The following is a 13,946-nucleotide window of genomic DNA, read 5'->3' on the forward strand; positions in this document are numbered from 1 at the left end:
ATGCCGCTGCACGACGCCCATACCGCGCCCCCTGCCCTGCCGCCGCTGCGCGGCCGGGTGCAGCAGGACGCGGCCCTGGCGCCGCTGACCTGGTTCCGCACCGGCGGCCCGGCCGAATGGCTGGTGCGCCCGGCCGATGTGGACGATCTGTTGCTGCTGCTGCGCGACCGGCCGCGCGCGCTGCCGCTGACCATCATCGGCGCCGCTTCCAACCTGCTGGTGCGCGATGGCGGGGTGCGCGGCATCGTGGTCAAGCTGGCGCGCGGCTTCTCCGACATCCTGGTGGAGGATGACGGGCTGGTCGCCGGCGCCGCCGCGCTGGATGCGACCGTCGCCGAACACGCCGCCGCCGCCGGCCTCGCCGGGCTGGAATTCCTCTGCGGCATTCCGGGCGCCATCGGCGGCGCCGTCGCCATGAATGCCGGCGCCTATGGGGCCGAGGTGAAGGACGTGCTGGACTGGGCCGAGGTCGCGACGCCCGACGGGCTGCTGCGGCTGACGGCGGCCGAGCTCGGCTTCACCTATCGCCATTCCGCCCTGCCGGCGGATGGCATCGTGGTGCGCGCCCGCTTCCGCGCCGCGCCGGGCGACAGGGCCGCGATCGCCGCGAAGATGAACGCCATCCGCGCCGCGCGCGAGGAGAGCCAGCCCGTGCGCGCCCGCACCGGCGGCTCCACCTTCAAGAATCCGGACGGCCACAAGGCCTGGGCGCTGATCGACGCCGCCGGCTGCCGCGGGCTGCGCCAGGGCGATGCACAAATTTCGGAAAAGCACTGCAACTTCCTCCTCAACCTCGGCGTTGCGACGGCTTCCGAACTGGAAAGCTTGGGCGAGGCCGTTCGCGCCAGGGTCGCGGCGCAGAGCGGGGTGATGTTGGAATGGGAAATCAGGCGCATCGGGGAGCACGCCGCATGATCCATGTCGCGGTTCTCTTCGGTGGCATCTCGACCGAGCGGGAGGTCTCCCTCTCCACCGGCGGCCAGGTCGTCACGGCGCTGCGCGAGGCCGGCTTCCGCGTCACGCCGGTCGAGGTGACGTCCGACCTGGCGGCGCTGGTCGGCGCGCTGCAGGCGGCGAAGCCGGATGCGGTGTTCAACGCGCTGCATGGCCGCTTCGGCGAGGATGGCTGCGTGCAGGGCGTGCTGGACTGGCTGGGCATTCCCTACACGCATTCCGGCGTGCGCGCCTCCTCGGTCGCCATGGACAAGGCGGCGGCCAAGGCGGTGTTCGCCGCGCATGGCCTGCCGCTGGCCGAGCACCGCGTGGTGACGCCGGCCGAGCTGGAAGCCGCCGACCCGCTGGAGCGCCCCTATGTGGTGAAGCCGGTGAGCGAGGGCTCCTCGGTGGGTGTCGAGATCCTGAAGGAAGGCGACAACCGCCGCGCCGAGATCGCGCGCGGCTGGCGCTTCGGCCCGCAGATCATGGCCGAGGAATACATCGCCGGGCGCGAGCTGACCGTCGCCGTCATGGGCGACCGGCCGCTGGCGGTGACCGAGATCGGCACCGGCCATGTCTTCTACGATTACGACGCGAAATACGCCGCCGGCGGCAGCCAGCACACCATCCCCGCCGAGATCCCGGCGGATGTGGCCGAGGCCGCCAAGACCGCCGCGCTGCGCGCGCATCAGGCGCTGGGCTGCCGCGGCGTCAGCCGCTCCGATTTCCGCTATGACGATGCCACCGGCAAGCTGGCGCTGCTCGAGGTCAACACCCAGCCGGGCCTGACGCCGACCAGCCTGGTGCCCGAGCAGGCGGCGCATTGCGGCATCAGCTTCGCCGAGCTCTGCGCCTGGATGGTGCGGGAGGCGCGCCATGGCCCGTAGCGCCCGCCCCCGCAACGAGGACCGCACGCGCCTCTCCTCCGACGGCGCCCGCCCGCGCAACGCCGCGCCGCAGCGGCCGAGCAGCCTGCGCCTGTGGCTGCGCCGGCAGCGCCCGCTGCTGCGCCCGGCGCTGCTGGGCCTGGCCGGCCTCGGCGTCCTCGGCGCCGGCGTCGTGGTGGTCTCGGCCTTCGATCCGGCCGGCCGCTTCAGCTTCGTCTCCGAGAACATCGCCGAGATCGCCGGCGGCGCCGGGCTCACCGTCAACGAGATCATCGTGCGCGGCCAGCAGAACACGCCGCGCGAGCTGATCCGCGCCGCCATCGGCACGCGCCATGGCGACCCGCTGCTCGCCTTCTCCCCCGCCCAGGCCAAGGCGCGGCTGGAGAGCATCGCCTGGATCGAGAGCGCCGAGGTGCAGCGCAACCTCTCGGGCAACATCACCGTCACCATCACCGAGCGGAAGCCCTTCGCCATCTGGCAGCACAATGGCGAATTCGCCGTGGTGGACCGCGATGGCCGCGTCGTCTCGGCCGACACGCTGGACGCCTTCGGCCCGCTGCCGCTGCTGGTGGGCGATGGCGCGCACCGGCTCGGCGCCGCGCTCTATGACGCGCTGAAGCAGGAGCCCGAGGTGCAGCGCCGCGTGCAGGCGCTGGTGCTGGTGGGCGAGCGGCGCTGGAATCTCCGCCTGCACAACGGCACCGATGTGCTGCTGCCCGAGGCGCATGAGGATGTGGCGGTGAAGCGCCTGGCCGAGCTGCAGCGCAGCTCCGCGCTGATGGACCGGCCGCTGGCCGCGATCGATCTGCGCCTGCCCGACCGGCTGGTGGTGCGCCAGCTGCCGAGCCCCGAGCCCGAGCCGCAGCGCGGCCAGGCCCAGCGCCGGAGCGGCCGCGGGTGAGCCGCGCGCTGCCCTTCCCGCTGCCCGCCGAGGCGCCGCCGGCCTCGCGCCGCCGCCGCGCGCGCAGCGGGCCCTTCGGCGTGCTCGACATCGGCAGCACCAAGATCGTCTGCCTGATCGCCAGGCTGGAGGCGGATGGCCAGCCGCGCGTGCTGGGCTGCGGCTGGCAGAAGGCGCGCGGCATCAAGGGCGGCAACATCATCGACATGCAGGAGGCGGAGCAGTGCATCCGCGCCGCCGTCGCCCAGGCCGAGGATGCGGCGGAGCACAAGCTGACGAGCGCCATCGTCAACCTCTCCTGCGGCCAGCCGGATTCCCGGCTGATGAACATCCAGTGGCCGATCGGCGGCCGCGCGGTGACCGATTCCGACCTGCGCGCGGTGCTGAACGAGAGCCGCCGCCGCGCCGCCGCCGAGGGGCGGGAGACGGTGCATGCCGACACGCTGAGCTTCACCATCGACGCCACGCCCGGGGTCAAGGACCCGCGCGGCATGCTGTGCGAATCGCTCGCGGCGCAGCTGCACCTGGTGGACGCCGCCTCCGCCTCGCTGCGCAATCTGGGGCTGTGCCTGCATCGTTGCGATCTCGACATCGACGAGCCGGTCTCGGCGGTCTATGCCTCGGCCCTCTCGGTGCTGGTCGAGGATGAGCGCGAGCTCGGCGCCACGGTGGTCGATATGGGCGGCGGCACCACCAGCATCGCCGTCTATGGCGAGGGGCATCTGCTGCACACGGCGCAGATCCCGGTGGGCGGCTGGCAGGTCACCAACGATCTGGCGCGCGGCCTGGCGACGCCGATCGCCCATGCGGAACGGATCAAGATCCTCGACGGCAGCGCCCTCGATGGCGGCGACGACGCCAAGGCCATGGTGATGGTGCCGCAGGTGGGCGAGGACGAGGACCATCTCGTCAGCATCCCGCGCAGCACGGTGATCAACATCATCCGGCCGCGCATCGAGGAGACGCTGGAACTGGTGCGCGACCGTCTGGATGCCGCGGCGCTCGGCCGCGACGCCGGATCGCGCGTGGTGCTCACCGGCGGCGCCAGCCAGCTGGTGGGGTTGCGCGAACTGGCCGCGCAGATCCTCGACAGGCCGGTGCGGCTGGGGCGTCCGCTCCCGCTGCGCGGCCTGCCGGACACGGCGCAAGGCCCTGATTTCGCCACGACCCTCGGGCTTGTTGCCTGGGGGGCCGGCGAGGGCCGCCCGCTGCTCGATATCGACCCCGGGCCGGATCGCGGAAACTCGCGATTTACCCGTTTCGTCAACTGGCTTCGCGACCGCGTCTGATGCAATCTGCGCCCGGTTCGCCACGCCCAACGATGCCCGATTCGCGAGGAGAGACGCTGCAATGACGCTGAACCTGACGATCCCGCGCCAGCAGCACACCGATTTCAGTCCGCGCATCACCGTGATCGGTGTTGGCGGTGCCGGCTGCAACGCCGTCAACAACATGATCGCGATGGGCCTGGACGGCGTGGAGTTCCTGGTGGCGAACACCGACGCGCAGGCGCTGGTGCACAGCCGCGCCGAGCGGCGTGTGCAACTGGGCCCGCACCTGACGCAGGGCCTGGGCGCGGGCGCCAAGCCGGAGATCGGCCGCGCCGCCGCCGAGGAGGCGACCGAGGATCTGGCGCGCCACCTCGAGGGCATGCACATGGTCTTCATCACGGCGGGCATGGGCGGTGGTACGGGCACGGGTGCTGCGCCGGTGATCGCGCGCATGGCGCGCGAGCGGGGCATCCTGACGGTGGGCGTGGTGACCCGTCCCTTCGATTTCGAGGGGCCGAAGCGCAAGCGCGCCGCCGAGGCCGGGCTGGACGAGCTGCAATCCTATGTCGACACGCTGATCGTCATCCCGAACCAGAATCTCTTCCGCAAGGCGAATGAGCGGACCACCTTCGCCGAGGCCTTCAAGATGGCCGATGACGTGCTGCATATGGGCGTGCGCGGCGTCACCGACCTGATGGTCAATCCCGGCCTGGTGAACCTGGACTTCGCCGATATCCGCACCGTCATGGCCGAGATGGGCAAGGCGATGATGGGCACCGGCGAGGCCGAGGGCGAGGACCGCGCGGTGAAGGCGGCCGAGGCCGCGATCAGCAACCCGCTGCTCGAGGACACCTCGATGCTCGGCGCCAAGGGCGTGCTGATCAACATCACCGGCGGCTACGACATGACGCTGTTCGAGGTCGACGAGGCCGCGAACCGCATCCGCCGCGAGGTGGATGAGGAAGCCAACATCATCTTCGGCTCCTCGGTCGATGAGGACATGAACGGCCGCCTGCGCGTCTCGGTGGTCGCGACGGGCATCGACGCCATCCAGGAGCATGGGGTGGAGCGGCCGAAGCTGGTCGCGGTCGGCGGCGGCGCCCAGGCGCCGGTGCAGGCGGTGGCCAGCGCCAGCATCCCCGGCGCCGCGGCGCCGCGCAGCGTGCCGGGCGCCCCGGCCGCGCCGCGCCCGGTGATGCCGCAGCCCGCCTCCCCGGTGCGCGTCGGCGGCCCGAATGCCGGCGCGCCGCGCCGCCCGGCCGGCATGGCCCCCGCGGTCGCGCCGATGGCGCCCGTCGCCACCCCGGCGCCGGCCTCGATGAACCCGCCGGTCTCCTTCGAGGCGCCGGCCGCGCATCCGGTCGAGGCGCCCTCGCCCGAGGACATGCCGGCGCCGCTGGCGCATGCCGAGATGCGCGCCCCGGCCGCCGCGCCGCGGCCGATGGCGCCGCCGCCGGTCTCCGCGCCCCCGGCCAGCTCGGGCGGCTTCAACCTGTTCCGCAAGGCGACGGGGCTGATGCGCCGCAACCTGACCACCGAGGGCGACGCGGCCCGCCCGCTGCCGCCGCAGCAGGCCGCCGCGCCGCAGGCCCCGGCCGCGCCGCGCCAGGCCCCCGCCGCCGCCCCCGCCGCCCCGCCGGCGGAGGAGATGGGCCTCGACATCCCGACCTTCCTGCGCCGCCAGAACAACTGACGTCTGACAGCGGACGGAGGCCGGAGGCGGGCCGGGGCGGACACAGCCCCGCGAGCCGCCCCCGGTCACAGGACCCAGCCCCGCGCCCCCGGCGCGGGGCTTTTTGCATCGCAAAATCCCTTACTCGCCAGACACTTATCAAGCGAAGCTCGACGGAAATAATCGGTAATAAGCGTTGACTCGCCCTGGCCCTGCCACGCTGCCATCTAGACGCTGACGGAACGGCCTCTGGTGCGTTTCCCGACTGAAATGATGGCAGGTTGGTAATGGACGGTTTCCTCGCAACGGCTCTGGAACGGCGCAAGACGCTCAAGGCGGCCATTGGCTGCGTGGGTGTCGGCCTGCATTCCGGCCTGCGCGCCAGCCTGACCCTGCGTCCCGCCCCCGCCGGCAGCGGCATCACCTTCCGCCGCATCGATCTCGGCCTCGACATCCCCGCCCGCTTCGACCTGGTCTCCGACACGCGGCTCTGCACCGCCCTGTCGCTGCCGGGCCATCCGCAGGCGCGCATCGGCACCATCGAGCATGTGATGGCGGCGCTGGCCGCCTGCGGCATCGACGACGCGCTGATCGAGGTGGACGGGCCGGAAGTGCCGATCATGGACGGCTCGGCCGCGCCCTTCCTGTTCCTGATCGACTGCGCCGGCACCATCACCAGCGCCCTGCCGCGCCGCACCATCGAGGTGCTGAAGAGCGTGCGGGTCGAGGAAGGCGCCGCCTGGGCCGAGCTGCACCCGACCGCCACGCCGGGCTTCGAGGCGGATCTCGAGATCGACTTCCCCTCGCCCGCCATCGGCCATCAGGCGCTGTCGCTGCGGGTCACCGAGGCCTCCTTCCGCGCCGGCCTGGCCAATGCCCGCACCTTCACCCTGGCCGAGGATGTGGCGCGTGCCCGCGCCGCCGGCCTGGCCAAGGGCGGCAGCCTGGACAATGCCGTGGTGGTGGACGGCCCGCTGGTGCTGAACCCGGCGCGGGCTGCGCCATCCGGATGAATGCGTGCGCCACAAGCTGCTCGACGTGGTGGGCGACCTGGCCCTGGCCGGCGCGCCGCTCTCGGCCCGCTTCTCCGGCAGCCGCTCCGGCCATGCGCTGAACAACCGCCTGCTGCGGGCGCTGTTCGCCGATGCCACCGCCTGGCGCTGGCAGGAGGAGGCGCTGCTCTCCCTCGCCGTCCCGGTGGCCGCCGCCCTGGCGACTCCGGTGCCGGCGACTCCGGCGCCCGCCGCCGCGCAGGCCCCGGCCCCGGCGCAGCGCGCCGCCGAGCCGGTCGCGGCCTGAAGGCCGCGCCGCGGTGGCGTTGCAGCCGCAGGGCGAACCGGCCCTGGCCGCGTCCCTTTCGCCGGCTGGCGGCGACGCGGAGCACGGCAAGATGACCCGGCCCCCTTGCCGTCCCGCCCATGCCGCATGGTATAGAGCGGGCGCCATGCGCACCCGTCTGAACCGGACTCTCCGCCTTTCCCTGATCCTGGCCGCCCCGCTGCTGGCGGGCGCCTGCTCGGCCTGGGATGGCAAAGACAGCTCCCTGCGACCCGGGGCCTCCACGGCCGACCAGTCGCCGGAGGCGCTCTATGCCGCGGGCATCGATGCCCTGCGCCAGGAGCGCTACCAGCAGGCCGTCGAGATGTTCGACGCCGTGGAGAGCAACCACCCCTACTCCACCTGGGCGACCAGCGCGAAGCTGATGTCCGCCTATTCGGAGTACATGCGCAACCGCTACACCGAGGCCATCGGGTCGCTGGACCGCTTCATCCAGCTGCACCCGGCGCATCGCGACATCGCCTATGCCTACTATCTGCGCGCGCTCTGCTACTATGAGCAGATCGTCGATGCCGAGCGCGACCAGCGCGGCACGGAAACCGCGCTGGCCCAGCTGCAGGATGTGGTGAACCGCTTCCCGGACAGCGCCTATGCGCGCGACGCCCGGCTGAAGATGGATCTGGCGCGCGACCACCTGGCGGGGCGCGAGATGATCGTCGGCCGCTTCTACCAGGCGCGCGGCCTCTACACCGCCGCCATCGGCCGCTTCAAGCGGGTGGTCGAGGAGTATCAGACCACCAACCACGTGCCCGAGGCGCTGCACCGCCTGACCGAGGTCTATCTGGCCCTCGGCCTGACGGAGGAGGCGCGCAAGACCGCCAGCGTGCTGGGCCACAACTATCCGGGCAGCCCCTGGTACCAGGATTCCTACGCCCTGCTGGTCGATGGCGCCGCCCCCGCCCCGCAGGACCGCCCCGGCTTCCTCAGCCGCGCCTGGAACTCGGTGTTCTGAGCCGGCGCGGTCCGGTCGCATGCTGACCTCGCTGGCCATCCGCGACGTCGTGCTGATCGAGCGGCTGGACCTCGCCCTCGGTGCCGGCCTCACCGTGCTGACGGGCGAGACCGGCGCCGGCAAATCCATTCTGCTGGACAGCCTCGGCCTCGCCCTCGGCCAGCGGGCGGAGGCCGGCATGGTGCGGGCCGGCCAGGCCCAGGCCTCGGTCACCGCCTGTTTCCACCTGCCCCCCGGCCACCCCGCCAACGACCTGCTGGCCGAGCAGGGCATCGAGGTGGAGGATGAGCTGGTGCTGCGCCGCGTGGTGCAGGCCGATGGCCGCTCCCGCGCCTTCGCCAATGACGAGCCGGTGGGCGTCGCCCTGCTGCGCCGCCTGGGCGCGCTGCTGGTCGAGGTGCAGGGCCAGCACGACCAGGTGGGGCTGGCCGACCCGGCCAGCCATGCCGGGCTGCTGGACGCCTTTGGCGGGCTGGAGGCGCAGCGCAACCGCGTCGCCGACACCTACCGCGCCTGGCGCGCCGCCGAGCGGGCGCTGAAGGACGCGCAGGCCGCCATCGCCCAGGCGCAGCGCGACGAGGAGTGGCTGCGCCACGCCGTCGACGAGCTCTCTTCCCTCTCCCCCGAGGAGGGCGAGGAGGAGGCGCTGGCCGCCGAGCGCCAGGGCATGCAGCAGGGCGAGCGCCGGGCCGAGGCCGTGGCCTCGGCGCTGTCCGAGCTGCAGCCGCGCGACCGGCGCGGCGGCACCGCCCCCTCCGCCGCCCTGCGCAACGCCGCCCGCGCGCTGGAGCGGCTGCCGCCGCCGAATGAGGAGGCCGCGCCGATCCTGGCCGCGCTCGGCCAGGCGCAGGACGCGCTGGCCGAGGCCGAGGGGCTGCTGGAACGCCTGACCGGCGAGCTGGGCCCCGATCCGCGCCGGCTGGAGCAGGTGGAGGAGCGCCTCTTCGCGCTGCGCGCCGCCGCCCGCAAGCATGCCGTCGCCGTGGTCGAGCTGCCCGGGCTGCTGCGCGACCTGTCCGACCGCCTGGCCGCGCTGGATGCCGGGGCGGAGCGCGCCGCCGCGCTGGAGGCCGCCGCCGCCACCGCCCGCCAGGCCTACCAGAAGGAGGCCGAGGGCCTCTCCGCCGCCCGCGCCGGGGCCGCCCGGCGGCTGGAGAAGGCGGTGGCGGCCGAGCTGGTGCCGCTGAAGCTGGACCGCGCCCGGCTGCATATCGAGATCGCCGCGCGCGAGGAGCGCGCCTGGGCCGCCGATGGCCAGGACCGCGTCACCTTCCTGGTCTCCACCAATCCCGGCCAGAAGCCGGGGCAACTGGAAAAAATCGCCTCGGGCGGCGAGCTGTCGCGGCTGATGCTGGCGCTGAAGGTGGTGCTCGCCCGCGGCTCGCCGGTGCCGACCCTGGTCTTTGACGAAGTGGACAGTGGCGTCGGCGGCGCCACCGCCGCCGCGGTCGGCGACCGCCTGGCCCGCGTCGCCGAGCGGCTGCAGGTGCTGGTGGTGACGCATTCGCCGCAGGTGGCCGCGCGCGGCGCGCAGCATTGGCGCGTCTCCAAGGGGGTGCGGGCGGACCGCGCCGAGACCCGCGTGGAGGCGCTCTCGGCCGAGGCGCGGCGCGAGGAGATCGCCCGCATGCTGGCCGGCGAGACCATCACCGAGGCGGCCCGCGCCGCCGCCGATTCCCTGCTGCACTGAGGCGCGGCCGGGTCGCCCCGGCCGCCCCGCAGCGCCTCAGCGGCGCGCCGAGAGCTGCGCCGCGTAGCTGTCGAAGGTCAGCTCGGAAATGCGGTGCCACAGCCGCATCTCGTCGCGGCCCTTGCTCCAGCTGGCGTGGATGGTGGCGAAATCCGGGTTGCGGGCGACGATCTCGCGCTCCAGCCCTTCCCAGGTACGGGCGCAGGCATCCAGCATGTCGCGCGAGAAGGGGCGCAGCTTGGCGCCCTGCGCCACCAGCCGGCGCAGCGCCTCCGGGTGGTGGGTGTCGTAGCGCGCCACCATCCACTTGGTCGCTTCCGAGCAGGCCGAGCGGATCGCCGCCTGGTAGTGCTTCGGCAGGGCGTTGTACTGGTCGAGATTGCAGAAGAACTGGGTGTTGGCCGCGCCCTCCCACCAGGCGGGGTAGTAGTAGAAGGGGGCGACGCGGACGAAGCCCAGCTTCTCGTCATCCACCGGGCCGAGCCACTCCACGGCGTCGATCGTGCCGCGCTCCAGCGCCGGGTAGATGTCGCCGCCGGCCAGCTGCTGCGGCACGCCGCCCAGCCGCTCCAGCACCGTGCCGGCCAGGCCGCCGATGCGCATCTTCAGCCCCTTGAGGTCCGCCGCCATCGGCACCTCCTTGCGGAACCAGCCGCCCATCTGCGCGCCGGTCGAGCCCAGCGGCAGGCCGAAGACGTTGAACTTGGCGAAGAAGGCGTTCAGCAGCTCGACCCCGCCGCCCTGGTACAGCCAGGCCTCCTGCTGCCGCGTGTTCAGCCCGAAGGGCAGGCCGGTGGCGATGGCGAAGGCCTCGTTCTTGCCGGTGTAGAAGAAGCTGGTGGTGTGGGCGCATTCGACATTGCCGCCCTGCACCGCATCCAGCGCCTGCAGCGGCGGCGTGATCTCGCCCGCGCCGAAGACGCGGATCTGGAACTGGTTGTCGGTCAGCTCGGCGACGATGCGGGCGAAGACCTCGCCGGTGCCGTAGATGGTCTCCAGCGACTTCGGATAGGAGGAGGTCATCCGCCAGCGCAGCGCGGGGCTGGACTGGGCGATGGCCGGCATGGCCAGGCCGGCGGTGCCGGCGGCGGCGAGGCCGGTCTGGCGGAACAGGGCGCGACGCAGCATGAGGCTTTCCTGATTTCTGAATCTTGCGTTGGCGCTGCATGGATCACAACGGAACGCGCCTGAACAGGGGCGCAGGCAACACAAGATTGCGGCGCAGCCATGCCGGCGCCCGCCCTGCCCTCCGCCGGCCGCCGCCGGCGGGTTTTCGCCCCCGCGACCGCTTCCCCGGCGCCGCGTCGCGCGTTAGCAGAGGGCCATGACCGCCCCGCTCCGCTCCCTCCCCGTCGATGCCCTGACCGAGGCCCAGGCGGCCGAGGAACTGGCCGAACTGGCCCGCGCCATCGCCGAGGCCGACCTCGCCTATCACCAGCAGGACGCGCCGGTCATCACGGACGCCGAATATGACGCGCTGCGCCGCCGCAACGCGGCGATCGAGGCGCGGTTCCCGGCGCTGAAGCGGGCGGACAGCCCGAGCGACGCCGCCCCCGGCGCGGCGCCGGCGGCCGGCTTCGCCAAGGCGCGGCACGGCACGCCGATGCTCAGCCTGGACAATGCCTTCGCCCCCGGCGACTTCCTGGAATTCACCAGGACCATCCGCCGCTTCCTGCGGCTGGAGGAGGCCGAGGTGCTGCGCTTCGTGGCCGAGCCCAAGATCGACGGGCTCTCGGTCAATTTGACCTATGAGAAGGGGGTGTTCGTGCGCGGCGCGACGCGCGGCGACGGCACCGAGGGCGAGGACATCACCCGCAACCTCGAGACTTTTTCCGAGGAGATCCTGCCGCGCCGGCTGAAGGCCCCCTTCCCCGACCAGATCGAAATCCGCGGCGAGGTCTTCATGACCAAGGCGGATTTCCTGGCCTTCCGCGACGAGCAGGCGCGGCTGGCGGAGGAGCGCGAGCAGCGCCGCGAGCGCGGCGAGAAGGTCGGGCCCGAGATCCGCATCCCCGCCAATCCGCGCAACGCCGCCGCCGGCAGCCTGCGGCAGCTGGACCCGGAGATCACCCGCCACCGCCCGCTGCGGCTCTTCGCCTATGCCCAGGGCGAATCCAGCGCGCCGGTGGCCGAGACGCATTGGGACTATCTGGAACGGCTCAAGACATGGGGCTTCGACGTCAACCCGCTCTCCCGCCTGCTGCCGGACGAGCATGCGGCGGAGGCCTTCCAGGCCGAGATGGGGGCGCAGCGCGCCGGCCTCGCCTATGACATCGACGGCGTCGTCTACAAGCTGGACCGGCTGGACTGGCAGGCGCGGCTGGGCTTTGTCGGCCGCGCGCCGCGCTGGGCCATCGCCTGGAAATTCCCGGCCGAGCAGGCCACCACGCGGCTGCTCGACATCCAGATCCAGGTCGGGCGGACCGGCGCGCTGACGCCGCGCGCGGTGATGCAGCCGGTCAATGTCGGCGGCGTCATGGTGCAGCACGCGACCCTGCACAATGAGGACGAGATCGCCCGCAAGGATGTGCGCATCGGCGACACCGTCATCCTGCAGCGGGCCGGGGACGTCATCCCGCAGATCGTCGGCATCGTGCCGGAGAAGCGGCCCGAGGGAACGGTGCCCTTCACCCTGCCCACCACCTGCCCGGCCTGCGGCAGCCATGCCGTGCGGCCGGAGGGCGAGGTGGTGCGGCGCTGCACCGGCGGGCTGATCTGCCCGGCCCAGACGGTGGAGCGGCTGAAGCATTTCGTCGGCCGCACCGCGATGGATATCGAGGGGCTGGGCGAGGAGAACATTCTTCGGCTGCACGAGGAGGGCCTGGTGAAGAGCCCCGCCGACATCTTCCGCCTGCACCGGCACGCGGAGCGGATGCGCGGCTGGGAGGGCTGGGGCAAGGGCGCGAAGACCTCGAAGAAGGTCGACAACCTGCTGGCGGCGATCGAGGCGCGGCGCAACCCGCCGCTGGAGCGCTTCATCTTCGCCCTCGGCATCCGCCGCATCGGCGCGCAGAACGCCAAGCTGCTGGCGCGTCACTACCATTCCCTGGCCGAGTGGCGCGCCAAGATGCTGGCCGCCACCACCATCGGCTCCGAGGCGCGGGAGGAGCTGGGCTCGATCCAGGGCATCGGCCCCGCCATCGCCACGGAGCTCGCCGAATTCTTCGCCGAGAAGCGCAATCTGGCCGCGCTGGACGACCTGGCCAGCGAGGTGACGCCGCAGGAGGCGGAGCGGCTGGGCGACAGCGGCAGCCCCTTCGCCGGCAAGGTGCTGGTCTTCACCGGCACGCTGCAGCACAGCTCGCGCGACGAGGCGGAGGCGATCGCCGACCGGCTGGGCGCCAAGGTGACCAAGAGCGTATCGAAGAAGACCGATTTCGTCGTGGTCGGCGCCGATGCCGGCTCCAAGGCGAAGAAGGCGGCCGAGCTCGGCGTCACCACCCTGACCGAGGCCGCCTGGCGCGAGATGGCCGGGCTGCCGCCTATGCAGGACGCCGGTCCGGCCGCGGAGGCCGCTCCGGCCGGGCCACCGGAAGAGAATCCGGGCTGAGCAGCTCGGCCAGGGCCCGGTCGAGCACGCCCAACGGGTCGCGGCCGCGCCCGGCCGAGACCAGGCCGCGATGCCCGGCGCACAGCACACGATGCCGCGCCCCGGGCAGCAGGGCCGAGGCGACGGAGACCAGCCCGTCATTCGGGCCCTGGCCCTCGCTTTCCATCCAGCGGGCCAGCGCCAGATAGCGGCGGTCCGGGCCCACCGCCTCCTCGCCGATGGCGGAGGCGATGCTGAGCACCGGCAGCCGCGCCGTCAGCGCCGCGATGGGCGCGGCATGCTCCTGCATCCAGCCATGCCGGGCGGCGGTGGAGAGATCTTCCAGCCCCTCCCCCGCGCCCAGCCCGGCCAGCCGCACCAGCGCCGCCAGGCCGCGATGCAGCCAGGGCCGCGCCAGCACCGCATCCGCCACCGGCGAGCCGTAGAAGGGCGATTGCAGCGTCAGCAGCCCGCGGCAATGGCGCGACACCTCCGGGTCCAGCAGGGCGGCCAGGGCTTCCAGCCCGCCCTTGCTGTGCGCCACCAGCAGCGCCGGCCGCGCCTCCGCCCGCAGCGCGGCGGCCAGGCGCGCGGCATTCTCGGCCACGCGCGCGGTGGTGGGCAGCGCCACCACCCCGGCCTCCGCCCCCTGGTCGCGCAGCCAGCGCAGCTGCCCCGCCATGTAGTCGAGGCCGAGCCGCACCATGCCCTCCCCCAGCAGCCCATAGGCCAGCAGCACGCGCTGCCCGCGCAGGGCTGCCGGCATCCGC

12 protein-coding genes are annotated in these 13,946 nt (G+C 72.9%); 10 read left to right on the forward strand and 2 right to left on the reverse strand.

Annotated elements, in window-relative coordinates; translation table 11 throughout:
* From murB to recN, 9 genes are all read left to right on the forward strand, one after another.
* The gene (murB, locus tag QE401_RS12230) at positions 1-915 is read left to right on the forward strand and encodes a UDP-N-acetylmuramate dehydrogenase (RefSeq protein ID WP_307138472.1); all 915 of its coding nucleotides are present in this window, start codon (positions 1-3) and stop codon (positions 913-915) included.
* Positions 912-1,823 (forward strand): D-alanine--D-alanine ligase, encoded by a 912-nt coding sequence (locus tag QE401_RS12235; RefSeq protein WP_307138473.1) that lies wholly within the window; start codon positions 912-914, stop codon positions 1,821-1,823. The genes murB and QE401_RS12235 overlap by 4 nt, the downstream gene beginning before the upstream one ends.
* Entirely contained in the window at positions 1,813-2,724 is a 912-nt protein-coding gene (locus QE401_RS12240) for a cell division protein FtsQ/DivIB (RefSeq protein ID WP_307138474.1), read from the forward strand. The genes QE401_RS12235 and QE401_RS12240 overlap by 11 nt, the downstream gene beginning before the upstream one ends.
* Positions 2,721-4,013, forward strand: a complete 1,293-nt coding sequence (ftsA, locus tag QE401_RS12245) for a cell division protein FtsA (protein WP_307138475.1) — start codon at positions 2,721-2,723, stop codon at positions 4,011-4,013. Before QE401_RS12240 ends, ftsA begins: the two co-directional genes overlap by 4 nt.
* A gap of 61 nt (positions 4,014-4,074) precedes the next feature.
* The gene (gene ftsZ / locus QE401_RS12250) at positions 4,075-5,688 is read left to right on the forward strand and encodes a cell division protein FtsZ (protein ID WP_307138476.1); all 1,614 of its coding nucleotides are present in this window, start codon (positions 4,075-4,077) and stop codon (positions 5,686-5,688) included.
* Positions 5,689-5,954: 266 nt separating this feature from the next.
* The gene (lpxC, locus tag QE401_RS12255) at positions 5,955-6,680 is read left to right on the forward strand and encodes a UDP-3-O-acyl-N-acetylglucosamine deacetylase (RefSeq protein WP_307138477.1); all 726 of its coding nucleotides are present in this window, start codon (positions 5,955-5,957) and stop codon (positions 6,678-6,680) included.
* Between the two features lie 4 nt (positions 6,681-6,684).
* On the forward strand, positions 6,685-6,966 hold the full coding sequence (locus QE401_RS12260) for a UDP-3-O-acyl-N-acetylglucosamine deacetylase (protein WP_307138478.1): 282 nt from the start codon (positions 6,685-6,687) through the stop codon (positions 6,964-6,966).
* A 145-nt stretch (positions 6,967-7,111) separates the two neighbouring features.
* Positions 7,112-7,957, forward strand: coding sequence for an outer membrane protein assembly factor BamD (locus tag QE401_RS12265; RefSeq protein ID WP_307138479.1), 846 nt, complete (start codon positions 7,112-7,114; stop codon positions 7,955-7,957).
* Between the two features lie 19 nt (positions 7,958-7,976).
* Positions 7,977-9,647: a DNA repair protein RecN gene (gene recN / locus QE401_RS12270; protein WP_307138480.1), complete on the forward strand. Its 1,671-nt coding sequence runs from the start codon at positions 7,977-7,979 to the stop codon at positions 9,645-9,647.
* A 36-nt stretch (positions 9,648-9,683) separates the two neighbouring features.
* On the opposite strand, the gene QE401_RS12275 is transcribed toward recN, so the two are convergent.
* Positions 9,684-10,775 carry a TRAP transporter substrate-binding protein gene (locus tag QE401_RS12275; RefSeq protein ID WP_307138481.1) on the reverse strand — a complete coding sequence of 364 codons (1,092 nt, stop codon included), beginning with the start codon at positions 10,773-10,775 and terminating at the stop codon, positions 9,684-9,686.
* 196 nt (positions 10,776-10,971) lie between these two features.
* Between QE401_RS12275 and ligA the strand changes: the two genes are divergently transcribed.
* The gene (ligA, locus tag QE401_RS12280) at positions 10,972-13,197 is read left to right on the forward strand and encodes an NAD-dependent DNA ligase LigA (protein ID WP_307138482.1); all 2,226 of its coding nucleotides are present in this window, start codon (positions 10,972-10,974) and stop codon (positions 13,195-13,197) included.
* Here ligA and QE401_RS12285 read toward each other — a convergent pair.
* Entirely contained in the window at positions 13,130-13,942 is an 813-nt protein-coding gene (locus tag QE401_RS12285; RefSeq protein ID WP_307138483.1) for a hypothetical protein, read from the reverse strand. The genes ligA and QE401_RS12285 overlap by 68 nt on opposite strands.
* Between the last annotated feature and the right edge of the window lie 4 nt (positions 13,943-13,946).

Source organism: Pseudoroseomonas cervicalis, assembly GCF_030818485.1.
Taxonomy (GTDB): Bacteria; Pseudomonadota; Alphaproteobacteria; order Acetobacterales; family Acetobacteraceae; genus Pseudoroseomonas; species Pseudoroseomonas cervicalis_A.

Bases quoted from the DNA above. Each gene is read 5' to 3' on its own strand.
- murB (WP_307138472.1), top strand. From the start codon at position 1: ATGCCGCTGCACGACGCCCATACCGCGCCCCCTGCCCTGCCGCCGCTG.
- QE401_RS12235 (WP_307138473.1), top strand. From the start codon at position 912: ATGATCCATGTCGCGGTTCTCTTCGGTGGCATCTCGACCGAGCGGGAG.
- QE401_RS12240 (WP_307138474.1), top strand. From the start codon at position 1,813: ATGGCCCGTAGCGCCCGCCCCCGCAACGAGGACCGCACGCGCCTCTCC.
- ftsZ (WP_307138476.1), top strand. From the start codon at position 4,075: ATGACGCTGAACCTGACGATCCCGCGCCAGCAGCACACCGATTTCAGT.
- lpxC (WP_307138477.1), top strand. From the start codon at position 5,955: ATGGACGGTTTCCTCGCAACGGCTCTGGAACGGCGCAAGACGCTCAAG.
- QE401_RS12265 (WP_307138479.1), top strand. From the start codon at position 7,112: ATGCGCACCCGTCTGAACCGGACTCTCCGCCTTTCCCTGATCCTGGCC.
- recN (WP_307138480.1), top strand. From the start codon at position 7,977: ATGCTGACCTCGCTGGCCATCCGCGACGTCGTGCTGATCGAGCGGCTG.
- QE401_RS12275 (WP_307138481.1), bottom strand. From the start codon at position 10,775: ATGCTGCGTCGCGCCCTGTTCCGCCAGACCGGCCTCGCCGCCGCCGGC.
- ligA (WP_307138482.1), top strand. From the start codon at position 10,972: ATGACCGCCCCGCTCCGCTCCCTCCCCGTCGATGCCCTGACCGAGGCC.
- QE401_RS12285 (WP_307138483.1), bottom strand. From the start codon at position 13,942: ATGCCGGCAGCCCTGCGCGGGCAGCGCGTGCTGCTGGCCTATGGGCTG.